Annotated in this window: 21 protein-coding genes and 2 tRNA genes; 15 read left to right on the top strand and 8 right to left on the bottom strand. The window is 58.4% G+C overall.

Annotated elements, in window-relative coordinates:
• Nucleotides 1–5: 5 nt before the first annotated feature.
• Both B4M48_RS11405 and glyA read right to left on the bottom strand, forming a co-directional pair.
• Nucleotides 6–1,259, bottom strand: a complete 1,254-nt coding sequence (locus B4M48_RS11405) for a sarcosine oxidase subunit beta family protein (protein WP_039385222.1) — start codon at nt 1,257–1,259, stop codon at nt 6–8.
• An 85-nt stretch (nt 1,260–1,344) separates the two neighbouring features.
• Complete coding sequence (gene glyA, locus B4M48_RS11400) at nt 1,345–2,610, bottom strand: serine hydroxymethyltransferase (protein ID WP_288656723.1); 1,266 nt, start codon at nt 2,608–2,610, stop codon at nt 1,345–1,347.
• Between the two features lie 308 nt (nt 2,611–2,918).
• Here glyA and B4M48_RS11395 point away from each other — a divergent pair, with 308 nt between their 5' ends.
• From B4M48_RS11395 to B4M48_RS11360, 8 genes are all read left to right on the top strand, one after another.
• On the top strand, nt 2,919–4,295 hold the full coding sequence (locus B4M48_RS11395; RefSeq protein ID WP_039385216.1) for an L-serine ammonia-lyase: 1,377 nt from the start codon (nt 2,919–2,921) through the stop codon (nt 4,293–4,295).
• A 335-nt stretch (nt 4,296–4,630) separates the two neighbouring features.
• Entirely contained in the window at nt 4,631–5,779 is a 1,149-nt protein-coding gene (locus B4M48_RS11390; protein WP_039385214.1) for a GlxA family transcriptional regulator, read from the top strand.
• Between the two features lie 214 nt (nt 5,780–5,993).
• Entirely contained in the window at nt 5,994–6,971 is a 978-nt protein-coding gene (locus B4M48_RS11385; protein ID WP_039385212.1) for a dipeptidase, read from the top strand.
• Nucleotides 6,972–7,008: 37 nt separating this feature from the next.
• Nucleotides 7,009–7,536: a DUF5943 domain-containing protein gene (locus tag B4M48_RS11380; RefSeq protein WP_039385210.1), complete on the top strand. Its 528-nt coding sequence runs from the start codon at nt 7,009–7,011 to the stop codon at nt 7,534–7,536.
• 91 nt (nt 7,537–7,627) lie between these two features.
• Nucleotides 7,628–9,691 carry a dimethylglycine demethylation protein DgcA gene (gene dgcA, locus B4M48_RS11375; protein WP_071667967.1) on the top strand — a complete coding sequence of 688 codons (2,064 nt, stop codon included), beginning with the start codon at nt 7,628–7,630 and terminating at the stop codon, nt 9,689–9,691.
• A gap of 87 nt (nt 9,692–9,778) precedes the next feature.
• Nucleotides 9,779–11,737 carry a (Fe-S)-binding protein gene (locus B4M48_RS11370; RefSeq protein ID WP_039385205.1) on the top strand — a complete coding sequence of 653 codons (1,959 nt, stop codon included), beginning with the start codon at nt 9,779–9,781 and terminating at the stop codon, nt 11,735–11,737.
• Nucleotides 11,737–12,975, top strand: coding sequence for an electron transfer flavoprotein subunit alpha/FixB family protein (locus tag B4M48_RS11365; RefSeq protein WP_039385201.1), 1,239 nt, complete (start codon nt 11,737–11,739; stop codon nt 12,973–12,975). Before B4M48_RS11370 ends, B4M48_RS11365 begins: the two co-directional genes overlap by 1 nt.
• A complete protein-coding gene (locus B4M48_RS11360) occupies nt 12,965–13,756 on the top strand; it encodes an electron transfer flavoprotein subunit beta (RefSeq protein ID WP_039385198.1) in 792 nt (263 codons plus the stop codon). Before B4M48_RS11365 ends, B4M48_RS11360 begins: the two co-directional genes overlap by 11 nt.
• Nucleotides 13,757–13,824: 68 nt before the next feature.
• Here the strand turns inward: B4M48_RS11360 and B4M48_RS11355 are convergent, their stop codons facing one another.
• Nucleotides 13,825–15,090, bottom strand: coding sequence for an aromatic ring-hydroxylating oxygenase subunit alpha (locus B4M48_RS11355; RefSeq protein WP_039385196.1), 1,266 nt, complete (start codon nt 15,088–15,090; stop codon nt 13,825–13,827).
• 359 nt (nt 15,091–15,449) lie between these two features.
• Here B4M48_RS11355 and B4M48_RS11350 point away from each other — a divergent pair, with 359 nt between their 5' ends.
• Nucleotides 15,450–16,577: a hybrid-cluster NAD(P)-dependent oxidoreductase gene (locus B4M48_RS11350; protein ID WP_276524728.1), complete on the top strand. Its 1,128-nt coding sequence runs from the start codon at nt 15,450–15,452 to the stop codon at nt 16,575–16,577.
• Nucleotides 16,578–16,639: 62 nt separating this feature from the next.
• Here the strand turns inward: B4M48_RS11350 and B4M48_RS11345 are convergent.
• Nucleotides 16,640–16,715 (bottom strand) — tRNA-Asn (locus B4M48_RS11345).
• Nucleotides 16,716–16,989: 274 nt separating this feature from the next.
• On the opposite strand from B4M48_RS11345, the gene B4M48_RS11340 reads away from it, so the two are divergent.
• Nucleotides 16,990–17,847 (top strand): glucose 1-dehydrogenase, encoded by an 858-nt coding sequence (locus tag B4M48_RS11340; protein WP_071667965.1) that lies wholly within the window; start codon nt 16,990–16,992, stop codon nt 17,845–17,847.
• A gap of 58 nt (nt 17,848–17,905) precedes the next feature.
• Here B4M48_RS11340 and B4M48_RS11335 read toward each other — a convergent pair.
• The 3 genes from B4M48_RS11335 to B4M48_RS11325 all read right to left on the bottom strand — a co-directional run bounded on the left by B4M48_RS11335 (nt 17,906) and on the right by B4M48_RS11325 (nt 19,735).
• Nucleotides 17,906–17,981, bottom strand: a tRNA-Asn gene (locus B4M48_RS11335).
• A 103-nt stretch (nt 17,982–18,084) separates the two neighbouring features.
• Complete coding sequence (gene mtfA / locus B4M48_RS11330; protein WP_039385190.1) at nt 18,085–18,861, bottom strand: DgsA anti-repressor MtfA; 777 nt, start codon at nt 18,859–18,861, stop codon at nt 18,085–18,087.
• Nucleotides 18,862–19,045: 184 nt separating this feature from the next.
• Nucleotides 19,046–19,735 (bottom strand): hypothetical protein, encoded by a 690-nt coding sequence (locus tag B4M48_RS11325; RefSeq protein WP_071667964.1) that lies wholly within the window; start codon nt 19,733–19,735, stop codon nt 19,046–19,048.
• Nucleotides 19,736–20,319: 584 nt separating this feature from the next.
• Between B4M48_RS11325 and B4M48_RS11320 the strand changes: the two genes are divergently transcribed.
• A complete protein-coding gene (locus tag B4M48_RS11320) occupies nt 20,320–21,024 on the top strand; it encodes a phosphohydrolase (RefSeq protein WP_039385186.1) in 705 nt (234 codons plus the stop codon).
• A gap of 72 nt (nt 21,025–21,096) precedes the next feature.
• Entirely contained in the window at nt 21,097–21,351 is a 255-nt protein-coding gene (locus B4M48_RS11315; RefSeq protein WP_039385185.1) for a hypothetical protein, read from the top strand.
• 46 nt (nt 21,352–21,397) lie between these two features.
• Here the strand turns inward: B4M48_RS11315 and dcm are convergent, their stop codons facing one another.
• On the bottom strand, nt 21,398–22,810 hold the full coding sequence (gene dcm / locus B4M48_RS11310) for a DNA (cytosine-5-)-methyltransferase (protein WP_286876741.1): 1,413 nt from the start codon (nt 22,808–22,810) through the stop codon (nt 21,398–21,400).
• A 165-nt stretch (nt 22,811–22,975) separates the two neighbouring features.
• Here dcm and B4M48_RS11305 point away from each other — a divergent pair, with 165 nt between their 5' ends.
• From B4M48_RS11305 to B4M48_RS11295, 3 genes are all read left to right on the top strand, one after another.
• Nucleotides 22,976–23,452 carry a very short patch repair endonuclease gene (locus B4M48_RS11305; RefSeq protein ID WP_039385180.1) on the top strand — a complete coding sequence of 159 codons (477 nt, stop codon included), beginning with the start codon at nt 22,976–22,978 and terminating at the stop codon, nt 23,450–23,452.
• A 70-nt stretch (nt 23,453–23,522) separates the two neighbouring features.
• Nucleotides 23,523–23,789, top strand: a complete 267-nt coding sequence (locus B4M48_RS11300) for a hypothetical protein (RefSeq protein ID WP_039385177.1) — start codon at nt 23,523–23,525, stop codon at nt 23,787–23,789.
• A 20-nt stretch (nt 23,790–23,809) separates the two neighbouring features.
• Nucleotides 23,810–24,721: a DUF808 domain-containing protein gene (locus B4M48_RS11295; RefSeq protein WP_039385175.1), complete on the top strand. Its 912-nt coding sequence runs from the start codon at nt 23,810–23,812 to the stop codon at nt 24,719–24,721.
• Nucleotides 24,722–24,808: the final 87 nt, after the last annotated feature.

Here is a 24,808-nt window from a genome sequence, read left to right as displayed (position 1 = left end):
AGTCCTTAGTGGGCCACGCCCGCAGCGCCATGTTCATCAACCAGAGCCCCGGTATAAAAGCGGGAGAGGGCAAAAGGTTCAGCTATCGGATGCGGCGTGCCGTGCGCCAGCTGGTGGGCAAACAGGTTGCCGGAGCCGGGCGTGCCTTTAAAACCACCGGTGCCCCAGCCGCAGTTGAAAAACAGATTGCGTACCGGGGTCGCTGAAAGAATGGGGCTGGCGTCAGGACAGGTATCGACAATGCCGCCCCACTGACGGTTCATGCGTACGCGGCTGGTGCAGGGGAAGAGCTCAACAATCGCCTGGATCGTGTGCTCAATCACGCTGTAGGATCCGCGCTGGCCATAGCCGACCCAGCCGTCGATGCCGGCGCCAATCACCAGATCGCCTTTATCAGACTGGCTCATATAGCCGTGTACGTGGTTGGACATCACGACCGTATCGAGAAAGGGTTTAATCGGCTCGGAGACCAGCGCCTGCAGCGGATGCGACTCCACCGGCAGTTCAAAGCCCGCCATTTTCGCCATCACGCCGGAGTTGCCGGCGGTCACGCAGCCCACGCGGTCGGCTTTGATTACGCCATGGTTGCGGGTTTTCACGCCGGTGATCTTGCCGTCGCTGATCTCCATATCGATCACTTCACAGTTCTGGATCAGATCCACACCCAGACTGTCGGCTGCGCGGGCATACCCCCAGGCCACCGCATCATGACGGGCGTTGCCGCCGCGCCGCTGCACCGAGGCGCCCAGCACCGGATAACGCGCATCTTTACTGCAGTCGAGCGCCGGGATCTCACGCTGCAGCTGGTCGCCATAGACCATTTCGTTGTCGACGCCCTGCAGGCGGTTGGCGTTAGCCAGCCGCTCATTGGTGCGCAGATCCTGCAGCGTATGGCAGGTGTGATAGACACCACGCTGCGAAAACATCTGGTTGTAGTTCAGCTCCTGCGACAGGCCTTCCCACAGCTTCATGGAGTGCTCATAGAGCGCGGCGGACTCATCCCACAGGTAGTTGGAGCGGACGATGGTGGTGTTGCGGCAGATATTGCCGCCGCCGAGATGGCCCTTTTCCAGCACCGCCACATTGGTGATGCCGTGCTCCTTCGCCAGATAGTAAGCGGTAGCCAGACCGTGACCGCCGCCGCCGATGATAATCACGTCATAGCGTTTCTGCGGTGTCGGGTTGCGCCAGACCTTCTGCCAGTTCTCATGAAAGCTCAGACTGTGTCTGAGCAGGCCAAATCCTGAATAGCGTTGCATGTTTATCTACTCCCGTAACGATACCGCGTGTGCGAATGGACAGAGGGTAAGACGGCGCCCCGCGGCAGGCCGGGGGCGTTCTGGCTTAGCGGTAAACCGGGAAATCTGCACACAGCGACAGCACCTGCTGCTTCACCTGCGCAATTTTCACTTCCAGCTGCTCCTCGTTGTGCATGACGTCGAGGATGTCTGCGATCCAGCCTGCCAGCGTGCGGCAGTTCTCCTCACTGAAGCCGCGCGTGGTGATCACCGGTGCACCGATGCGCAGGCCGGAGGTCACAAACGGCGACTGCGGATCGCCCGGTACAGCATTTTTATTGACGGTGATATTGGCGCGCCCCAGCGCGGCGTCCGCCGCTTTGCCGGTCAGGCCCTGTTTGATCAGGCTCAGCAGAAACAGGTGGTTATCGGTACCGCCCGAGACCACATCGTACTGACGCGCAATAAAGACCTCCGCCATCGCCTGCGCATTTTTCACTACCTGGCGCTGATAGTTTGCGTAGTCAGGCTGCATCGCCTCTTTAAAGGCTACCGCTTTGGCGGCGATAACATGCATCAGCGGACCGCCCTGGCCGCCGGGGAATACGGCGGCATTCAGTTTCTTCTCCAGCTCCGGATTGGCTTTCGCCAGGATCAGACCGCCGCGCGGACCGCGCAGGGTTTTATGCGTGGTGGTGGTGACCACGTCAGCGAACGGCAGCGGATTAGGATAGATACCGGCGGCGACGAGGCCTGCGACGTGTGCCATATCAACAAACAGCCATGCGCCCGTTTTATCGGCGATAGCGCGAAAGCGCGCCCAGTCAACCACGCGTGAATAGGCGGAGAAGCCAGCCACAATCATTTTCGGCTTATGCTCCAGCGCCAGCGCTTCCACCTGGCCGTAGTCGATCTCGCCCGTTGCTTCGTTCAGGCCATACTGCACGGCGTGATAGATCTTGCCGGAGAAGTTGACGTGTGCGCCGTGCGTCAGATGGCCGCCGTGCGCCAGACTCATGCCCAGCACAGTGTCACCCGGCTGGCACAGTGCCATATAGACCGCCGCGTTAGCCTGCGAGCCGGAGTGCGGCTGCACGTTGGCGTAATCGGCCCCGAACAGCGTACAGGCGCGTTCAATGGCCAGTTTCTCCACGATGTCGACATATTCACAGCCGCCGTAGTAGCGTTTGGCCGGATAGCCCTCCGCATATTTATTGGTCAGTACCGTGCCCTGCGCCTGCATAACGCGCGGGCTGGTGTAGTTCTCTGAAGCGATAAGCTCAATGTGCTCTTCCTGACGCACTGCTTCCTGCTCTATCGCCTGCCACAGTTCACTGTCAAAGCTCTGAATGGTGTCGCTTTTCGCAAACATGCTCTCTCCTTGCCCGGATAATCGCGCGGCGCCTGCTCCGGAACTGAGCCATTCAGGGCAGCGATGAATTGAGTGTGAGTTGATAATACCCAGCGCCACTGCGGCCAGGATGTTTGGTAACGCCGGGGCTATGTCAATTTGCGACATAGGGCGCTGCCCGCCACCGTGCGGCAGGGTAAGGCGGCTACGCCGGGCGGAAAATGGCGAGTTCACGGTGAAATGCGTCGTTCTCCGGCATCCATCGATTTTTTACGCCATCGATAATGCGGCAGGTAAACACTACATGGCCGTGAGCCCGGGAGAGCAGAATGAGTATTAGCGTCTTCGATTTATTTAAGGTCGGAATTGGCCCCTCCAGTTCGCACACCGTCGGGCCCATGCGCGCGGCGCAGCGCTTTGTTGAGCAGCTGAGCCAGAGTGCCAGGCGGCAGGCGCTCTGCCGCATTAAAATTGAACTGTTTGGCTCGCTGAGCGCAACCGGACGCGGCCACAGCACCGACAAAGCGGTGCTGCTCGGGCTGATGGGCGCTTCACCGGATACCATCGATCCGCACATCATTGACGCCACGGTGCAGGCGATCTGCGAAACCGGTTCGGTGACGCTGCCGTGGGGGGAAAACATTGAATTTGACTGGCATCAGGATCTGCTGTTTGTGGATGACGTGCTCGCTTATCACCCGAACGCCATGCGGCTGAACGCCTATTTCCGCACCGGCGACAGCCTCTCGGTGGTCTATTACTCCATCGGCGGCGGCTTTGTGCTGGATGAAGAGGAGGCCACGGCCACTGCACATCTGGTGCCGCAGTGCACGCTGCCCTATGACTTTAACAGCGGAGCGGAGCTGCTGGCCCACTGCCGCGAAAAGGGGCTGCGTATCAGCGCGCTGATGCTGGAAAATGAAAAGGTATGGCGTGACGAAGCGGCGATCCGCAGCGGGCTGGCGCAGATCTGGCAGGTGATGCAGCAGTGCATCGCTAACGGGCTGGCCCAGGAGGGCATCCTGCCGGGTGGCCTGCAGGTGCGCCGCCGTGCGCCAGCGCTCTATCAGTCTCTGCGCCGCGCCTCAGCGGAGAATGTCATCAGCTCGACGCTCTCCGCCATGGACTGGATCAATCTCTATGCGCTGGCGGTCAACGAAGAGAACGCCGCGGGCGGGCGGATGGTGACGGCACCGACCAACGGCGCCGCCGGCATTGTCCCGGCCGTGCTGATGTACTACATGCAGTTTGAACCCCGCGCGCGCGAAGAGGATGTGGTGGACTTTCTGCTGGCGGCGGCCGCGGTCGGGGCGCTGTGCAAAAAGAATGCGTCTATATCCGGCGCTGAGGTGGGCTGTCAGGGCGAGGTCGGCTCCGCCTGTGCCATGGCGGCGGCTGGCCTCACAGACGTGCTGGGCGGCACGCCGGAACAGGTTGAGAACGCGGCGGAAATTGCGCTGGAACACAATCTTGGCCTGACCTGCGATCCGGTGGGCGGGCTGGTGCAGGTGCCCTGTATTGAACGCAACGCGATTGCGGCAATGAAAGCGATTAATGCCGCGCAGATGGCGCTGCGCGGCGATGGTCAGCACTTTATTTCGCTGGATAAAGTGATCCGTACCATGCGCGATACCGGCCGCGATATGCAGGATAAATATAAAGAGACGTCGAAAGGGGGTCTGGCAGTCAACGCGATTGAATGTTAATTCTGTGTAACTAATTGGTTACGACAGCTTATGCGGATCGCCATACGGGCAGGCAGTGGACAGTGATGTAAAAGAGTGCAAAATGCGCTGACTTAACCAAAACGGGTCAGCGTCTGCACTGTTTTGAGGCTAAAGGGAGCAGTTCGTGCAGCAATGATCAAATCTGTGAAGCTGAACAAACATTTGTTTCGCTTATGTTAACTGTGTGTCATTTTCCGCAGGGCCATCCTGGTGACGAATGGCATGTCTGTTGCTTACTCTATAGGTGATGGAAAGCGATTGGGGGAGATGCCCCCGGGTAATGTTTCTGTTTAGCCTAATAGAGGTCAGCGCACATGTTCGACACAGACGCAATTTTGAAAAGTCCCTCTACTGATATTAAAAAGCGCAGCGTAGGCTTTTTACTGGTCAATAATTTCACCATGATGGCTCTGGCAACCGCAGTTGAACCTTTACGCATGGCGAACCAGCTAAGCGGCAAGGAACTGTATAGCTGGTGTACCGTCAGTGAAGAGGGTGCGCCCGTTGTGGCAAGTGATGGTATTTCAATTACGCCCGATCATTCGATGGCTAACGTGGCAGCACTGGATGTGCTGATCGTGGTCGGGGGTGTCAACATTACCCGCAGTTATACCAGCCGTCAGGTGAGCTGGCTGCAGAGCATGGCGCGCCGCAAAATCCTGATTGGCGGCATCTGTACCGGACCCTATCTGCTGGCGGAAGCCGGGCTGCTGGATGGGTATCACTGCAGCGCGCACTGGGAGTGCATTGCGTCCATGCAGGAGGCGTACCCCAAAGTCATCTGTACCAACCAGCTGTTTGTGATTGAGCACGATCGCATGACCAGCAGCGGCGGCACCGTGCCGATGGATATGATGCTGACCATGATCCAGCGCCACTTTGGCCACCAGCTCACCGCCGGCATTTCAGAGATGTTTATCTGCGACCGCGTACGCAATGAATCAGACTATCAGCGTATCCCGCTGCGTCACGTGCTCGGCACGGCGCAGCCAAGCCTGGTGGAGGCAGTATCGCTGATGGAGGCCAACATTGAGGAGGCGATCGATCTGGATGAGCTGGCAGGTTACGTCGGCCTGTCGCGCCGTCAGCTGGAGCGGCTGTTTCAGAAATACCTGCGCTGCTCGCCCTCACGTTACTATCTGAAGCTGCGGCTGTTCCGCGCCCGCCAGCTGCTGAAGCAGACCTCCATGTCGATTATTGAAATCGCCCTGGCGTGCGGCTTTGTCTCTACGCCGCACTTCAGCAAATGCTATCGCGAACATCTTGGCGTGCCGCCGCGCGAAGAGCGGCGGGGCGTACACAGTCAGGGAGGCGGCAAGACGCTGACGCAGTTCTTTATGGCGGAAATGCCCGGCCTGACAAACTGGCAGCAGGAGAGCACGGTATCCGCCTCTCTGCGCATCCTGAATGAGGCGCGCTTTGAGCCAACTTTTGGCTCAGTGGCACTGTCAACGGATCTCTGACGCCACCCGCCACCTGTGATGCGTGCCGGCTGAAAACGCTGCCTTCAGGGCAGCTTTTTTATGTCCGCTCATCGGTTTAAACCATCCGTTCACTTTCCGGGGCTGCGCCAGCTGTCAGGCAAGTGACGTTTTCAGAACAATTCATCCGCAGCGTAAACCCTATTCTGTTTTCATTCGGCCGCACCCGGTTATGAATCAAACCAGAGAGGAAGATATGAACGCTACTGAATTGCACGATTCTGCGATTGTCATCGATGGGCTGGTAATTGCGAAATGGGACAGAGAGCTGTTTGAGGATATGCGCCGCGGCGGGCTGACGGCTGCCAACTGCACGGTCTCCGTCTGGGAAGGGTTTCAGGGCACGGTTAATAATATCGTGGAAATGAATAACCTGATTGCGCAGAACGCCGATCTGGTCACCAAAGTAACCAACACCCGCGATATCCGGCGCGCCAAAGATGAAGGCAAAACCGGCATCCTGATGGGCTTCCAGAACGCGCACGCGTTTGAAGATCAGCTGGGCTACATTCAGGTGTTCAAAGAGCTGGGCGTGGGCGTGGTGCAGATGGCCTATAACACGCAGAATCTGGTCGGCACCGGCTGCTATGAGCGTGATGGCGGCCTCTCCGGTTATGGTCATGAAGTCGTGGCGGAGATGAACCGCGTCGGCATGCTGTGCGACCTTTCGCACGTGGGCGCGCAGACCTCAAAAGAGGTGATCCTCGCGTCGAAAAAACCGGTCTGTTACTCCCACTGCCTTCCCTCTGGCCTGAAAGATCACCCGCGTAATAAATCTGATGAAGAGCTGAAATTTATTGCGGACCACGGCGGATTTGTGGGCGTCACCATGTTTACCCCGTTCCTGAAAAATGGCATTCACTCCACGATTGAAGATTACGTGGAAGCGATCGACTACATCTTCAACCTGGTGGGTGAAGATCAGATCGGCATCGGCACCGACTTCACGCAGGGCCACGGTCAGGCATTTTTCGAGTGGCTGACGCACGACAAGGGCTACGCCCGCCAGCTCACCGACTTCGGCAAAATCATCAACCCGGAAGGCATTCGCACGCTGGGTGAATTCCCGAACTTAACGGCTGCGCTGCTGCGCCACGGCTTTACCGAGAAGCAGGTGCGCAAATTTATGGGCGAGAACTGGCTCAACCTGCTGGCAAATGTCTGGCATGAGTGATCGTCTGGCCTGTTCACACCACTAAGCGAGGTAAACCATGGCACATGCGCCTGAAATGCCAATCAGCGTCGATGATGAAACCGGCGTCTGGACCACCGATGCGTTACCGATGTTGTACGTGCCCCGGCACTTCTTCGTGAACAACCATATGGGCATTGAAGAGGAGATTGGCGCTGAACGCTACGCCGCCATCCTCTACAAAGCGGGCTATAAATCGGCCTGGCACTGGTGCGAAAAAGAGGCTGCGCTGCACGGCCTCTCCGGTGACGCCGTATTTGAGCACTACATGAAACGTCTTTCTCAGCGCGGCTGGGGCTTCTTTTCCACCGAAGCGCTCGATCTGAAACAGGGCACGGCGCGGATCCGACTCGATCACTCTGCGTTTGTCTATCAGTACGGCAAGGTCAACCGCAAGGTGGACTACATGTTTACCGGCTGGTTTGCCGGCGCGATGGATCAGATTGCGCAGAGCCTCGGCTACAGCGTGAAAACCCGGGCGGTGCAGACGCAGAGCGCGGCCGAAGAGGGATGTGAGTACGGCATTTTTACCGTTTCGCCAGTATAAAACCGGGTACGCAGCGCCGGCTGCGTACCCTGCACAACAACTGAACCGCAGGCTGGCGGGCCGGATATCAGAACGGAATTAAGGTGAAGCTATGTCACAGTTTGATCTGCTGTTTGAGCCATTGAAGATAAATAAACTGACTATCCGCAACCGTATTGTCAGCACCGCCCACGCCGAGGTGTATGCCACTGACGGCGGGATGACCACCGATCGCTATGTGCGCTATTACGAAGAGAAAGCCAAAGGCGGCTGCGGGCTCTGTATCTGCGGCGGCTCAAGCGTGGTCTCGATCGACAGCCCCCAGAGCTGGTGGAGTTCGGTTAACCTGAGTACCGACCGGATTATTCCCCACTTTCAGAATCTCGCCGATGCCGTGCACCAGCACGGCGGCAAAATCATGATCCAGATCTCCCACATGGGGCGGCGCTCGCGCTGGGATGGCGAGAACTGGCCTAACCTGATGTCACCCTCCGGCATCCGTGAGCCGGTGCACCGCGCCACCTGCAAAACCATTGAGGAAGAGGAGATCTGGCGCGTTATCGGCGACTTCGCTAAAGCGGCGCAGCGCGCCAAAGCGGGTGGTCTCGACGGCGTGGAGCTCTCCGCCGTGCATCAGCATATGATCGACCAGTTCTGGTCACCGCGCGTTAATAAGCGTACCGATGAGTGGGGCGGCAGTTTTGAAAAGCGGATGCGCTTTGGCATTGAGGTGCTGAAAGCGGTGCGTGACGCGGTCGGCCCCGATTTTGTCGTCGGCATGCGCATTACCGGTGATGAGTTTCATCCCGACGGCCTCAGCCATGAAGATATGCGGCAGATCGCCGCGTACTACGATAAAACCGGCATGGTCGATTATTTTGGCGTGGTCGGCTCCGGCTGCGACACCCATAACACGCTGGCGAACGTTATTCCGAATATGAGCTATCCGCCCGAGCCGTTTCTGCATCTGGCGGCGGGTATCAAAGAGGTGGTCACGGTGCCGGTGATCCACGCGCAGAATATTAAAGATCCCAATCAGGCGCAGCGTATCCTCGAAGCGGGCTACGTCGATTTTGTCGGGATGACGCGGGCGCATATCGCCGATCCGCACCTGATAGCCAAGATCAAAATGAATCAGGTCGATCAGATCCGCCAGTGCGTCGGCGCCAACTACTGCATAGACCGGCAATATATGGGGCTGGATGTGCTGTGCATTCAGAACGCGGCCACCTCGCGCGAATATATGGGGCTGCCGCATATCATCACCAAAACCGAAGGGCCGGTGCGCAACGTCGTAGTGATTGGCGGCGGACCGGGCGGGCTGGAGGCAGCGCGCGTGGCGGCAGAGCGCGGGCATAAGGTCACGCTGATTGAGCGCGCCAGCGAGCTGGGCGGGCAGGTTACGATTGCGGCAAAAGCGCCGCAGCGCGATCAGATGGCCGGTATCACGCGCTGGCTGGCGATGGAAACTGAGCGTCTCGGCGTGAAGGTGCTGACTAATACCACGGCGGATATGGCGATGATCCGCGATCTCACCCCCGACGTCTGCATCCTTGCTACCGGCGGAGAGCCCTTCCTGGAGCAGAACCCGGAGTGGGGAGCGGCGGAAGGGCTGGTGGTCTCCAGCTGGGATGTGCTGAACGGCGTGGTGGAGCCCGGCAAAAACGTACTGGTGTATGACGCTATCTGTGAGTTCTCCGGTATGTCCGTCTCCGATTTCCTCGCCGCGCGCGGTGCGCTGGTGGAGCTGGTAACCGGCGATATCAAACCCGGCGTGGGCATTGGCGGCACCACCTTCCCGACCTACTATCGCAGCCTGTATGAAAAAGCGGTGGTGATGACCTCCGATCTGGCGCTGGAGAAGGTCTATCGCGAAGGCGAGAAGCTGGTGGCGGTGCTGGAAAATGAATACACCGGGCAGAAAGAGGAGCGGGTGGTGGATCAGATTGTGGTGGAAAACGGCACCCGTCCTAATGAGGAACTCTACTACGCGCTGAAAGCGGAATCGCGCAACAAGGGGCAGATTGACGTGGAAGCGCTGTTTGATATCCGTCCGCAGCCGGTGCTGGCGCAGGCGGGCAGCGGCATGATCCTGTGGCGGCTCGGCGACTGCGTCTCGCAGCGTAACGTTCACGCCGCGATCTACGACGCGCTGCGTCTCTGCAAGGATCTGTAGCTTCGCCGTCGCTGACGTAAAGCGTGCGGTATCCGGAAGCGGTACCGCACGCCGCATCTAACAGAAATTGTCTGGAAAGGGCACATCATGGTACTTGATCGGATACTCCCCTGGTTACTTCTTGGCGCGGTGATTCTAGCCATCGTGGGTATGGTCAGGCGCGTCCTGCTCTGGCGGCGCGGACAACCGGAACAGGTTGCGCTGCTGAGCGGCCTGATGGCGATGCCTCGCCGCTATCTGGTTGACCTGCATCACGTGGTGGCGCGTGATAAATATATGTCGCGCAGCCATGTGGCCACCGCCGGCGGCTTTGTGCTGTCGATGCTGCTGATCCTCGTGGTTCATCTGGCGGGCGTCAGCGGCACGCTGGTGGATGGCGTGCTGGCGGGCGCGCTGCTGGTGATGTTCAGCGGCGCGCTGTTTATCTGGTATCGCCGTCGCAATCCGCCAGCCCGTCTTTCACGCGGGCCGTGGATGCGGTTGCCAAAGAGCCTGCTGGTGTTTGCGGCAACGTTCTTTATCACCACGCTGCCGGTCTCCGATCTGTTTGGCGAGGCGGGGCGCTGGGTGATGGCGGTCCTGCTGCTGGCAGGGATCTGCTGGGGTCTGGGCGAGATGGTGTTTGGCATGGCGTGGGGCGGGCCGATGAAACACGCATTCGCCGGTGCGCTGCATCTTGCCTTTCATCGTCGTCCCGCCCGCTTTGGCGGCGGCCGATCCGTGGGCCTGAAGCCGGTGGATCTGGCTGCCCCAACGCTCGGCGTTGAAAAACCGGCCGATTTCAAATGGAACCAGCTGCTGGGCTTTGACGCCTGCGTGCAGTGCGGCAAGTGTGAAGCGATGTGCCCGGCGTTTGCGGCGGGTCAGCCGCTCAATCCCAAAAAGCTGATTCAGGATATGGTTATCGGGATGGCGGGCGGCAGCGACGCGCGCTTTGCCGGCAGCCCCTATCCGGGCGTGCCGGTGGGCGAAGCGTGCGGAGCGCCGCATCAGCCGATTGTCGGAGGGCTGATCAAAGAAGAGACGCTCTGGTCCTGCACCACCTGCCGCGCCTGCGTGGAGGAGTGTCCGATGATGATTGAGCATGTCGATGCCATTGTGGACATGCGCCGCTTTATGACGCTGGAGAAGGGGCAAACGCCCGGCAAAGGCGCGGAGGTGCTGGATAACCTCAGCCAGACAGATAATCCTGGCGGCTTTAACCCGCGCAGCCGCACGCACTGGTCAGCCGATCAGAACCTGCCGCTGATGCGGGATGTCGGGCAGGCCGACGTGCTGTTCTGGGTCTCCGACGGGGCGTTTGATATGCGCAGCCAGCGTATTCTGCGCGCGTTTGTCAAAGTGCTCAGGGCCGCCGGCGTAAACTTTGCGGTGCTGGGCGATGAGGAGCTCGATAGCGGAGACGTGGCGCGACGCCTGGGTGATGACGCCACGTTTCAGCGGCTGGCGCGCAGCAATATCGCCACGCTGCAAAAATATCGTTTTAACCGCATCGTGACCACCGATCCGCACGCCTTTCACTGCCTGAAAAATGAGTATCCCGATTTCTACCCGGCAGACACGCAGCCTGACTATGAGGTGCTGCATCACACCACCTTTATTAATGAGCTGGTTAAGGCGCAGCTGCTGGATCTGAAAGATTACAAAGGCGGCAGCGTGACCTGGCACGATCCCTGCTACCTCGGCCGCTACAACGGTGAATATGCATCACCGCGTGAACTGCTGGCGGAGCTGGGGATCAAACTCAGCGAAATGGACCGCTCCGGTTTCCGCTCACGCTGCTGCGGCGGCGGTGGCGGTGCGCCGATTACGGATATTCCGGGGGAGCGGCGCATCGCTGACATGCGGATGGAGGATGCAAAACAGACCGGCGCAGAGCTGATTGCCGTTGGCTGCCAGCAGTGTACCGCGATGCTGGAAGGTGTCGTCGGGCCGCGTCCGGAGGTCAAAGATATCGCTGAACTGGTGGCGGAAGCCCTCAGCGAACCGAAAAAACCGCTGCCGGCGAAGCTGCGCGAGCGCCAAATTGCTGTGGAGGTGATCTGATGGAAACCACTGTACGCCGCGATCCGCGTCTTGAGTGGATTGCCCGCAACCGGCTGCATCCGCAGCATGCAGAGCTGATGCAGCCGGTGCAGGAGAGCCGCGGCCCGTCCGGGCTGCTGCGTAAAAATCCGCACGCCGTCGGCTTTACCGGACCCAACGGACTGAAGCGCATCGATCGCGAGAACGTTAACGCGTTTTCCCAGCTCTCCGGCCGGCGCAGCGCCGGCACGCCGCACGTCGCTGAGCTGCCGCTGCACCGCGTGGCGCAGCCGGATTACTGCGTGGCGGCGGTGCTGGATATGACCGGCGGCCGCCTGACCAGCCACGATCGCGACGTGCTGGGGCAGGCGCATCAGCTGGTGCGTGATGCTGGCGGTGCTGGCGTGGTCGTGGCCGTGGTATTTGGTGAGCATCGTGAAGAGAACTTTGCCACCGCGGGCGCTGACCGGCTGCTCCACTTCAGCGGCGAACGCTATGAGGGTTACAGCCCGGAGCAGCGCATCCATGCGCTGATGGCGGCAGAAAACGAACTGGCACCGCGCTTCTGGCTGTTTCCGGACAGTGTTGCCGGAGGCTTTGAGCTGGGCTGTCGCTTTGCCGCACGCTGCGGGGAGCGACCCGCCACGCAGGTGTGGCGCATAGAGGGCGACAGCTGTATCAGCCGGGCGGCGGGCGGCAGCGCCGATATTACGCGTCCGGTTGCGCGCGTCATGCTGCTGACCGCAGAGTGCGCCGATCCGGTGGATGAGACCCGCCATGAAGCGCTGCCGGTGAGCGTCGGGCTGCGAAGCATTGGCGCTGCGCGCATTACCGACTGCGGACTGATGCCGGTCGATCCGGCAGCGGTGCCGCTGGGCGAGGCGGAGTTTATTTTGTCTGCCGGTAACGGCGTCAGCGACTGGGCGCAGTTTCACGCTACCGCAGAGAGTCTGGGAGCGACCGAAGGCGCCAGCCGCGTGGCCGTGGATAATGGCCATATGCCGCGTTTCCGGCAGGTGGGTGCTACCGGCACCTGGGTGACGGCGCGGGTCTATCTGGCGGTGGGCATCTCCGGCGCGGTGCAGCATCTGCAGGGGATTGCGCAGTGCGACCGGGTGATCGCCATTAATACCGATCCCGGCTGCGATATGGTCAGCCGCGCGTCGCTGAGCGTGATTGGCGACAGCGATGCGATCCTGGCTGAACTGGCGCGTCTGGCGCGCGCCTGGCGTAATAAGGAGCTTAACCATGCAGCATAAAGCACACCACAGCGGCTGCCGCATTACGGCGCTGATATCCGTCGGACTCCATCCCGAGTCGGGCAGGGCACGCCGCGCCGGGCAGGATGCGCGTGCGGTAGAGATGGGGCTGGCGCTGGCTTCCGGCGATCTGGAGCTTCTTCACGCCGGCGATCCGCACAACGCGGCGCTGCGCAGCTATGCGGGCATGGGCGTTGAGACGCTGCGCGTGCTGCCGATGACGGAGCAGGGCGATGCGGTGGCGGTGCTGAGTCACTATCTTAAGCAGGATCACCCGGATGTGATCCTCACCGGCGGCCGGGCGGAGCGCGGCGAGTCATCCGGTATGCTGCCTTTTCTGCTGGCAGAAGCGCTGGAGATCCCGGTTGTGGTCGGCGTGGCGGAGATTGTCAGCCTGAACGGCACCGATGCTGAAGTGCTGCAGGCGCTGCCGCGCGGTCAGCGGCGTCTGCTGCGTGTGGCGCTGCCGTTTATCGCCAGCGTGGACATGGCCGCCGCCGCGCCGCGCCAGAGCGCGTTTGGCCCGGCAAACCGGGCAGAGATCACCACCGCTGCGGGCGTGGACGTGCCGGATACAGCGATGGCAGCCTGGGAGATAGCGCCGGCGCGTAAGCGGCCGAAGCGCCTGAAAAAAGTAAAAGCGAAAACGGCGGCGGATCGCTTTAAAGCGGCCACGGCGAAGTCACAGAATGAAGGTGGCAAAGTGGTGCAGAATAAACCGGTGAATGAGATGGCGCAGGCGGTCTTTGATCTGCTGCTGGAGGAGGGCGTGATCCGCTAGCTGTGTGCCTGAACGATAAAAAACCCGGCTGGCGGTTAACGACGCCAGCCGGGTTTTCTGTTATCAGGTCAGCCTTTTACGTTTTTAAGCACGGTTTCACTGTACCAGTCGATAAAATTAATCACGCCAAACTCATAGGTTTCTGAATAGGGGCCTGGCTGATAGCCAATGGAGTTGATGCCGCGCTGATTCTCTTCGCCCAGAACGCGATCCTGCTCGTTGGTGGCGTCCCAGACGGTGCGCAGACGCTCCGGATCGTAATCGATACCGGCCACCGCGTCTTTATGCACAAACCATTTTGTCGTTACCATCGTCTCCTGCGCGGAGATTGGCAGCACGCGGAACACGATAAAGTGATCGCTTTGCATATGGTTCCACGAGTTGGGCAGGTGCAGAATACGCATCGATCCCTGATAGTGGCTGGTAAAACGGCCCAGCAGCCGGGTGCAGCCCTCACGACCATCAATGGTCATGACTTTGGTGCCCTCTTTCAGCGGCATACGCACAATCCGGTTGCGCAGACCAAAGCTCTGATGGCGATGCGGAATACCCTGCTCATCCCACAGCGCCGCCTGCTTGTTGTAGTAGTCATGGAAACTCTGCGGCGCGCGCGGATCGTTGGTGTCGTCCCACTCCAGCAGGCTGTTCAGCAGTTCCGGATGGCTGCCGGCGCAGTGGTAGCACTCGCGGTTATTCTCCAGCACCAGCTTCCAGTTGGCTTTTTCATACATATGGGACTCTGCCGCCAGCTTGGTGTTGTCCACATCATAGGGTTCCATATACTCCGCCAGCGTGGCCAGAAACTCATCGAAGTCAGACTGCGGCGGCGTCTCTGCGAGGCAGATAAAGATAAACCCGCCGGCGGTTTTACAGTGCGCTTTTTTCAGGCCGTGCTGCTTCATGTCAAATGACTGATTCATCTCTGAACCGGCGAAGAGCAGGTTGCCCTTTAAATCGTACGTCCACTGGTGGTAGGGACAGACCAGATTGGCCACCTTGCCGCGCTCCTTTGAGCAGAGGCGCGAGCCGCGATGGCGACAGGTGTTATGAAACGCGTTGATGTTGCCCTCTGCATCGCGCAGAACCAGCACCGGGTTCTGTCCGACCTCAAGCGTGAAGTAGTCACCCTTTTTCGGGATTTCGCTGCTCATGCCGGCAAACAGCCACTCTTTCTGAAACACCTCCTCCATATCAATGCGAAACAGAGTCGGGTCATTATAGAGCGCCTGCGGCAGCGAATAGTTGGGCTGGCGTTTTTCGAGCAGATCCTGCATGCGGTCGCTCGCATCGACAAGGCTTGTACAGGTGATATTCAGCAGATCGTTGTGGCTCATAATGTTGCTCTTCTCGCGCGGTTGAAAAGGGAGTGGTTCGCGCCCGACAGGCGCAGCCGGATATCAACAAAACCGGACTTCCGCGTTACCGGAAGCCTATAAGATCGCTACGGATTACGGATATGCTGCACCGGTCCGGCGCCCGTCAATGTTCTGCCAGCGACATAAATCCCCTCTATTAAAGACGCGCGTGCAGAATTTCCTGCGGATGTGGTTTTTTCAGGCATTTCCGTGTCGCGCATAACTAAATGCTGTGGCGGGGTTACACGGAGAATCGCAGTTTCTGGCTCAAAAGCCTGTGGTTATCCATGCGTCGATACAGGCAATTGATCACTCCAATCCTGACGGGAATGAAATGTATGACAGAGAGAAATATCACGGTACTGAATACCAATGCTTTTGAGCCTGTCACCACGCAGACCTGGACCAATGGCCGTCATGCGGTGCGGTGCGTTAAGGTCATACAGGAAACCTGGGACGTGAAAACCTTCTGCTTTATGGCGGAGCAGCCGGTGATGTTCTTCTTTAAGCCGGGGCAGTTTGTCACGCTGGAGCTGATGATTGAGGAGCAGACCGTGTTTCGCTCCTACACCATCTCCAGCTCTCCCTCGGTGCCGTATAGCTTTTCGATCACGGTAAAACAGGTGCCGGGCGGCGTGGTATCTAACTGGCTGCACGCGAATATGCGCGAAGGCATGGATCTGGCGGTGCACGGCCCGGTAGGGCAGTTTAACTGCATCGATTATCCCGGCGATAAGGCGCTGTTTCTCTCCGGCGGCGTTGGCATTACGCCGATGATGTCGATGGCGCGCTGGTATTTTGACACTAACGCTGATGTAGACATGGTGTTTGTGCACAGCGCCCGCACGCCGGAAGATATTATTTTCCGCCGCGATCTGGAGAATATGACGGCGCGTATTCCTAACTTCAAACTGAGCATCATCTGCGAACGCTATGAATCAGGACAATACTGGGCAGGCTTTCGCGGCTTTCTGAACCACGCCATGCTGCAGATGATCGCGCCTGATTTTATGGAGCGGGAGATCTTCTGCTGCGGACCGACGCCCTATATGCGCGCGGTAAAAGCGATTCTGGAAAACGTCGGCTACGATATGGCGCACTACCATGAAGAGTCGTTTGGTGCCACGCCGGAGGTGGTACAGGAGCAGGTGGTGCAGGAGGCGGAAGAGGCGGCCGAACTGGCCGACGCACTCTGCAGTTCCGAGCTGCTGACCGTGGCGTTTACGCAGAGTGATAAGAGCGTGAAAATTGCGCCGGGTGAAACCGTTCACGCCGCCGCTGCCAAGCTGGGCCTGCATATCCCGAAAGCGTGCGGCATGGGGATCTGCGGCACCTGCAAGGTGAAGTGCCTGGAAGGTGAGGTTGAGATGAACCACAACGGCGGCATTACCGACGAGGATGCCGAAGAGGGCTATATCCTCTCCTGCTGCAGCGTGCCGAAAGGCAATGTGGTCGTGGAATTCTGACCCGCCGCGCATCGCCGGAAAGCAAAAAGCCAGATGTCAGCTGACATCTGGCTTTTTTAATCTGGCTCCTCTGACTGGACTCGAACCAGTGACATACGGATTAACAGTCCGCCGTTCTACCGACTGAACTACAGAGGAATTGTGTTTCGGCGCGCATAATAATCAACTCTCCGGCGGCTGTCAAAACGTGATTTAGCGCCCGCCGGTTGTTTGCTGCTTCCTGCAGCAACCTGCTGATTTTGTCAGCATCTGCCGCTGCCTGACACCCTGCGAAAAGGCCGTTTTTTGCAGAAATAGACTTATCTCTCAAGCCGTTACGCTTATCACTCCGCCTTGCATTCTGGTTATGGCTGCTACACTTGATGCTGTTCACCTGAGCCAGATTACCCCTTCGCTGAAAAAGGAGCGCGTTATGACCGATCGTCCAGAAAATCCGCAGCAGGCGCAGCAGCAGCAGTGGCCCGGCAGCTTTCGCGAGATGCAGCCGGTGCCCGATCACGGCGAAACCAGCTATCAGGGCAGCGGCCGGCTGAAAGGCAAAACCGCGATTATCACCGGCGGCGACTCCGGTATTGGCCGTGCAGTGGCCATCGCTTACGCCCGTGAAGGCGCCGACGTGGTCATCTCCTACCTGGATGAACACGAAGATGCAAAAGATACCGCGCAGCTGGTGGAAGCCGCCGGGCAGCAGGCTCTGCTGATCGCGGGCGATATTATGCAGGCGGAACACTGCCGCAGCATCGTGGCGCAGACGGCGGACCGTTTTGGCAAAATTGATATTGTAGTCAACAACGCCGCTTTCCAGATGACGCGCGACTCGCTGGATGAGATTGATGATGATGAGTTTGACCGCACGATGAAAACCAATCTCTATGCGATGTTCTACATCTGTAAAGCCGCGGTACCGCATATGCCAGCCGGCAGCTCCATTATTAACACCGCGTCAGTCAACGCCGATCAGCCAAAACCAAAACTGATTGCCTACTCGGCCACCAAAGCCGCCATCATTAACTTTTCCGGCAGCCTTGCCGCGCTGCTGGCGGATAAGGGCATTCGTGCCAACGCGGTCGCACCGGGACCTATCTGGACGCCGCTGATCCCGGCCACTATGCCGCCGCAGCAGGTCGAAAGTTTTGGCAGCCAGGTGCCGCTGCAGCGTATGGGGCAGCCCGCTGAGCTGGCCTCTTCTTATGTCATGCTGGCCAGCGACGAAGCCAGCTATATCTCAGGGGCAACCATTGCCGTAACCGGCGGGGTAGCGGTGATTTAACGCCAGCGCAGACAGCAAAAAGCCCGCTCAGGTTTCCCTGAGCGGGCTTTTCTAATTCTGGCTCCTCTGACTGGACTCGAACCAGTGACATACGGATTAACAGTCCGCCGTTCTACCGACTGAACTACAGAGGAATCGTGTGAACGAGGCGAATAGTAGTGGCCCCGCACGAGCCTGTCAACAGCTTAAAACACAATTGCATTCAACTGGCTAGCAAAGATACAGCCCGCGCAGGGATCAGGCAGATTCCGCCGCCAGCGTCGCAAGCCGGGCAGCAGGATCCTGACGGTAAAACAGCTGCAGGTGTCGATACATCGCCGGAAAGCGCTGAAGGAGCAGGTCGGGCGCAGTGAAGAAATACTCTGACAGCACAGCAAAACATTCGGCCGGATCGCTGGCTGCGTAGGGATCAAAGGTCGCGGCCTCTTCACCCGCGAGTGCCACTTCATCGTCAATTTCCTGCATCACCTGCAGCAAATCTTTCTCCCAGCCAGCGACCTCGCGCAGCGGAATAGCGGGGATGCCGCTGGTGTAGCCGCTACCGCGCGCGTCCAGCTTATGCGCCACTTCATGGATCACCAGGTTATAGCCTGAGAGATCGAACGCGTCGGAAATATCCAGCGCGTTGAGCACCACCGGCCCCTGCGTCCAGCTCTGCCCGGCGTGTACAGCGGGCGCCTGATGCACCAGCCCGCTCTCATCTTCCCAGCGATCATCAACCGCAAAGGGTTCAGGATAGATAAGCACGTCGTGAAAGCCATCCAGCCACTCCACGCCCAGCTTCAGCACCGGCAGGCAAAACAGCAGCGCCAGACGGGCGCTGTGCAGCGCATCCAGTTCAGTGCCCTGCAGCAGGACAAATTTTTTCTGCTGCAGAAAGCGCTGCGCCATGCCGATCAGAACGGCGTGCTCGTCATGATTAAGCAGAGAAAACACTGGCTGCCGCAGCGCCTGCGTCCAGGGCAGTTCAGCGACAGCATCGGATTTATGCGCGTTCCGGGACCATTTAAACATCGCAGCGCCTGTAGAAGGAGAGAAGGAGTGCCGACGGGACAGAATGTGCCAGACGTCAAACCCGTTATTCAACCTGTTAGCCGGGACGGTGTCTGTGATTGCGCTTGCAAAGTGAAAAGCAAAAATAAGCGGGGTGGGGCGTAAGCGCCTCTTCCGGTGGGCAGAAGAGGCGCAGGGCGCACGCTCAGGGCGATCGGCTTTCGCGCAGAACGCGCTCAAATTCAATGACCCAGACCCAGGGGTTAACCTCCCAGCTGGTCGCGCCATACTGTTTTTGCCACGCTTTGCGATACGCCTCTTTGGGCGACTCTGAATTCATATTCATGGTAAAGAAGTTGTTCAGGAAGTGCGAGTCCGTCTGAACGCCCTCTGCCATGATGTCATCCTCGCTGATATCCTGGATTTTTTCAGCCCGGATCGCGGTGATGGTCAGATCGATGCGGCTTGCCCAGCGCGGCATGTGAATGGCCGTCTGCCAGCCAAACTGCTCCGCGTCCTGCAGATCGTCCTCCAGCTGACCAAACTCGTTGCTGTCAGCACGATACTGGCAGAAGTCGGGATGGCGAAATAGCTGGGGATCGCGATCGTACTCTGCCAGCTGCGCTTCCGGCACAATCGGGCCGCGCCAGGTTTCGCGCACCCACAGGCGATCGCCAACCTGCCCGAAGGGACAGTGCGCGCTGATATCGGACATCGACATCAGTTTGTAGCCGTGAAGATGATTCGCACTGACATCAAACGCATGAACGCCTTCATGGTGGTCCTGTCCTGGACCAAATGCCTGCGTTTTCATAATGCGTCGGGTCTGTGTTTGCTGGCCAACCAGCAGGGCGCGAACCCGCTGTTCGGAAAAAAGAATCGGCCGTTCTTTCATTTTTTACCTCTTGTTATATCACGAACCCGGAAAGCGTTGACGTTACATCCTGTACAGGACGAGACCCTTAGCATAAAGGTTTCAAACAAATTTGCTTAATAATTTGTCACCTGATAATCAGGCGTTCCCTTCCTGTTCCGGTATTAAAAAAACATCCAGGCAAAAAGTGGGGTGCAGATCGCTTAACGTACCGGCGAAATGCGGAAATTTCCCCTATACAGTACGTTATAACGGCCAAAATAGAAATATTTTCAGACTATTTCACCTTTTTCTCCGCTAATAACTGGCTATCTGTCAGCGAGGAGTGACCGCTTAAATTCCCCGCGCACTGGCATCGCGGTTAAGCGCGACACATAAACTATGTTAACTAAATCTGACGATAGTGAAACGTCATAAGGAAAAGCTGAAAACAAAAAGGCTACTGGGCAAGCGGGCTTAACAACGCTATAACATGATCAGGATCGCAGATTTTTCCCTCTCACCCCAAAAATGCTGTAAGAAAAGTGTCATGACCTGCCCGCTAAGATAGGGCTGAGTCTGAAGAGCTCCCGCCGCGCACCACATGTCATAACAGGAGAAGCATCATGTCCATTACACACTGGCAACAACGTTATGAACACTGGCTGCGGCTGAACTGGCAGCATGACGATAAGGCGCACGACACAGGGCATCTGCGTCGGGTCTGGATGAGCGCGGCGCGTATCATGCAGGAGACGCCTGCCGATGCCATGGTGGTACTGACCGCCAGCTACTTTCACGACGTGGTGAATCTGCCGAAGAACCATCCGCAGCGTCATCTTGCCTCTACGTTTGCCGCTGAAGAGACGCGCCGTATTCTGCAGCAGGATTTTCCCGATTTTCCCGCTGAACTTATAGATAGCGTGGCGCACGCGGTGCAGGCGCACAGTTTTAGTGCTGCCATTACGCCGCTGACCGCAGAAGCAAAAATTGTGCAGGATGCCGATCGTCTGGAGTCGCTGGGGGCTATCGGACTGGCACGCGTATTCTACACGGCTGGCGCACTGGGCCGGCCGCTGTTTGACAGTGACGATCCGCTGGGGCGCGATCGCGAGCTCGACGATGTGAAGTGGACACTGGATCACTTTCAGAAAAAGCTGCTGCGCCTGCCTGAAACCATGCAAACGGCAGCGGGACGTCGTCTGGCTGAATATAACGCCGATTTTCTGGTGCACTATATGGCCAAACTCTGTGCGGAGCTGCAGGGGAACCTGGCGGGGGTTGATGAATCCGTGCTGCGCGACTTCTGCTGCACGTTACAGGAATATTAAATTTTTATGACAGACTGTTAACTGGCCTCATCTTCCGCTACGTTTGTGAAAAAAATAGCAGGGAGTGTGGAAATGACTGAAACCGTGAACATTACGATTAAAATTGATCCGGCACTGAAAGAGGAGATTAAGCAGCTGGCTGCTGACAATCAGCTTTCAATGAGTCAGGAGATTGTTAACCGGCTGCAGGCGAGCCTGCAGAGTGCCCTGCAGCAGGAGACGGCGGTAGATAATCTGCACTCCGATGAGACGCCGGACGACCGGTTAAGCGCTACGGAACTGCGCCAGATCCGTGCGCTACTGAAAAAGAGCAAGAAGAAGAAGTAATCTCTGCCACCCGCCGCCCGGCGGGTGAGCTATTTCTTATGCGCGATCAGCTATTAGCCTGCTCTGGCGCGTTCAGCCTGTAGTATTCAATCAGCGGCAGCAGTAATTTCGCTACCGCAGCAAATACCGGCACCACCACGGAATTGCCAAACTGACGATAGGCCTGGGTATCGGAGACCGGGATGCGGAACCGCGCTTCACCCGGCGCTTCAAACCCCATCAGGCGCGCGCACTCGCGCGGGCTCAGCCGGCGCGGTCGCCGCGCCATGTTCTCAGCAGCGGTAAAGTTCTGTTCACCCAGCGCGCGATCCCAGCCGCGATCGATCAGGATCTCCGAGCCATCTTTGTAGTAGCGCGCTGAAAGCGTGCGCACGCAGCAGTGCGGATTCTGCGGATCGTTCAGGCCAAAGCCAAAGCCGTTGCCCTTCGCCTTGTGCTTTTGCGCATAGCGATAGAGGTAGTGCCAGAGCGTTGGCGACAGGGTATATTTTTCACCCGGATCTGCGTCCAGCAAACTCTGCAGTGGCGGCACCTGCGGCGGATAGAGCGCCGGCAACGCGCGCAGTGAAAAGGGCTGCTTAACGCCGCTATCGCGCCGGATGCCCACCAGCACAATGCGCTCACGGTGCTGCGGCAGAAAATAGCGCGCGTCGATCACTTTGGCGTCCGGTGTGCCTTTATCATCCGCATCCGCCACGTCATAACCCAGCTCATCCAGCGTTGCCATAATAATGGCGAAGGTGCGGCCCTTATCGTGGCTCTTCAGATTCTTGACATTTTCCAGCACAAAAAACGCGGGCTTTTTAGCCGCGAGAATGCGCGCCACGTCAAAAAACAGCGTGCCCTGCGCCTCACACTCAAAGCCGTGCGCCCGGCCGAGCGCGTTCTTTTTACTGACGCCCGCCAGTGAAAAAGGCTGACAGGGAAAGCCGGCCAGCAGCACCTGGTGATCGGGGATAGCGCGATCGATATGCTGATAGATAGCCACCTCCTCAGTGAGGCCGGCTGGCTGCGTGACGAGACGAATATCGGTATTGAACCGGTGGCGCAGCGGATCGCAGTAGTGGTTCGCTTTATAGGTGCGGACCGCCTCTTTATTCCATTCGCTGGTAAAAACGCACTCGCCGCCGGCCTGCTCAAAGCCGCGCCGGATGCCGCCGATACCGGCAAAGAGATCGATAAACTGAAAGGCGGGCCTCTCATAGTGGGCCGGTCGCGATGGCAGCAGGGCGCGCAGGCTGGCGATCTCAGACGGCAGAAGCATTGCCGACGCGGCTTTGCCACTGCGCAGACGGTTCAGCTTCGCCACGCTCCAGTGGCCTGTGCCGGCGGCGTTGAGGGTCTGCATCACATCGCGCGCCGCGTAGATATCCAGTACCTGCAGTAACAGCGCTAAATCATCCTGCGCAGCGGTTAATGAAGAGGGGGTAGCCGGTGCGGCGGGATCGGGAGCGAGCATGCGTTTTTCCTTAACAGTTGAGCGGCTATGCTACCACTCATCTGTCAGGGTTGAAATTAGCGCGTCGTGTGGCGCTGCGCGCCGTGCCGCACTCTTTTACGCCGCCGCTTTCGCTTTTGCCGTAAAACGCTAAAGTTGAATAGGCCCGCAGGAAAAGGAAACGGCATGGCTGACGTTCACTCACAAGAGATCCGCAGTAAAAATATGCGCGCGATCCGCAATCAGGATACGGCGATTGAACAGCGCGTGGCCGCGATATTGAAAGATCGCGGCTTCAGCTTTCGCGTGCAGGATAAAGCGCTGCCGGGGCGGCCCGATTTCGTGCTGCCTGAGCAGCAGGCCATTATCTTTGTGCACGGCTGTTTCTGGCATCGTCATCACTGCTATCTGTTTAAAATGCCCGCCACGCGCACCAGTTTCTGGAACGGCAAAATCAACAGTAACGTTGAGCGTGACCGGCGCTATGTGCAGCAGCTGCAGGAGACCGGCTGGAAGGTTCTGATTGTCTGGGAGTGCGCGCTGCGCGGTAAGCTGCGGCTGAATGACAATCAGCTGATTGAGCGCCTTGAGGAGTGGCTACTGGCCGCCGGGCAGAGCGCGGAGCTGGATCATCAGGGATTGCATCATTACCATCCGCTCTAGCCGGCGATGATTGCTTTTCGCGGCAATAATCGTTTAGATCACGTTTTTCTCTGGGACGCGGAGCACTACCATGAGCAGTATTAAACTGACGGTCAGACGGCTCTATCAGCTGCGTGACGAGCGGCTGGTGGCGACACAGGCCACGGCACGCATCTGGCTCGACGATCGGCTGATTGCCACAGAGGAGATCAGCGGCATGACCGAAAGTCCGGTGAGTAAATATCTGCACGCAGCGGATACGCAGGGAAAAACGTTACGCGTTGAATGGGACTGTGAGGGCATCGCCGACATGTCGGTGACGTGGGTTGAGCGCTGCCCCTGTTGTCAGGAACACTAACCGGAATAAGGATTACCATTTTGGCAGGAACCAGTTTACTTACGCTTCTGGATGATATTGCAACGCTGCTGGATGACATTTCAGTCATGGGCAAGGTTGCGGCAAAAAAAACCGCTGGCGTGCTGGGCGACGATTTGTCGCTTAATGCGCAGCAGGTCACGGGCGTCAAAGCCAATCGCGAATTGCCGGTGGTCTGGGGCGTTGCGAAAGGCTCATTTCTGAATAAGCTGATCCTGGTGCCGCTGGCGCTGGTGATTTCAGCGTTTGCTCCCTGGCTTATCACGCCGTTGCTGATGCTGGGAGGCGCCTACCTCTGCTATGAAGGGGTGGAAAAGGTGTTACACAGCCTGCAGCACGATAAAGAGGAAAAGAGCCCGGAAGCGCGTCAGCAGCGGCTCGACAGCCTGGCACAGCAGGATCCGCGCGCGTATGAAAAGAGCAAGGTCAAAGGTGCGGTACGCACTGACTTTATTCTTTCGGCGGAGATCGTGGCGATTACGCTGGGCATCGTTTCAGAGGCGCCGCTGCTTAACCAGGTGCTGATCCTCGCCGGTATCGCCATTCTGGTGACCATCGGTGTTTATGGCATTGTGGCGATGATTGTAAAGATCGATGACCTCGGCTACTGGCTGCGGGAAAAGTCCTCTTCACTGGCGCAGGCGGTGGGCGGTTTTCTGCTGGCGATGGCGCCGTGGCTGATGAAAATTCTTACCGTCGTCGGCACGCTGGCGATGTTTCTGGTGGGCGGTGGCATTATTGTGCATGGTATCACGCCGCTGCATCACGCTATCAGCGAGTACAGCAGCGGCTTTAACGGTCTGGTTTCCGGCCTGCTGAGCAACGGGGCCAATCTGGTGCTTGGGTTTATCGTCGGCGCGATTGTGCTGCTGGTGGTTAACCTGATCGCCAAAGTTCGCGGTAAGTCGGCATAACAGGCCAGCGCGGCGAGCGGCGCACAAGCCGCTTACCGCTTATCTCTGGCAATGCGATATAACGCGCGGCACACTAATTTTCAGGAG

This window comes from Pantoea sp. UBA6567, from assembly GCF_002434165.1.
Taxonomy (GTDB): Bacteria; Pseudomonadota; Gammaproteobacteria; order Enterobacterales; family Enterobacteriaceae; genus Pantoea; species Pantoea eucrina.
This window is presented reverse-complemented; position numbering and strand designations above follow the sequence as displayed.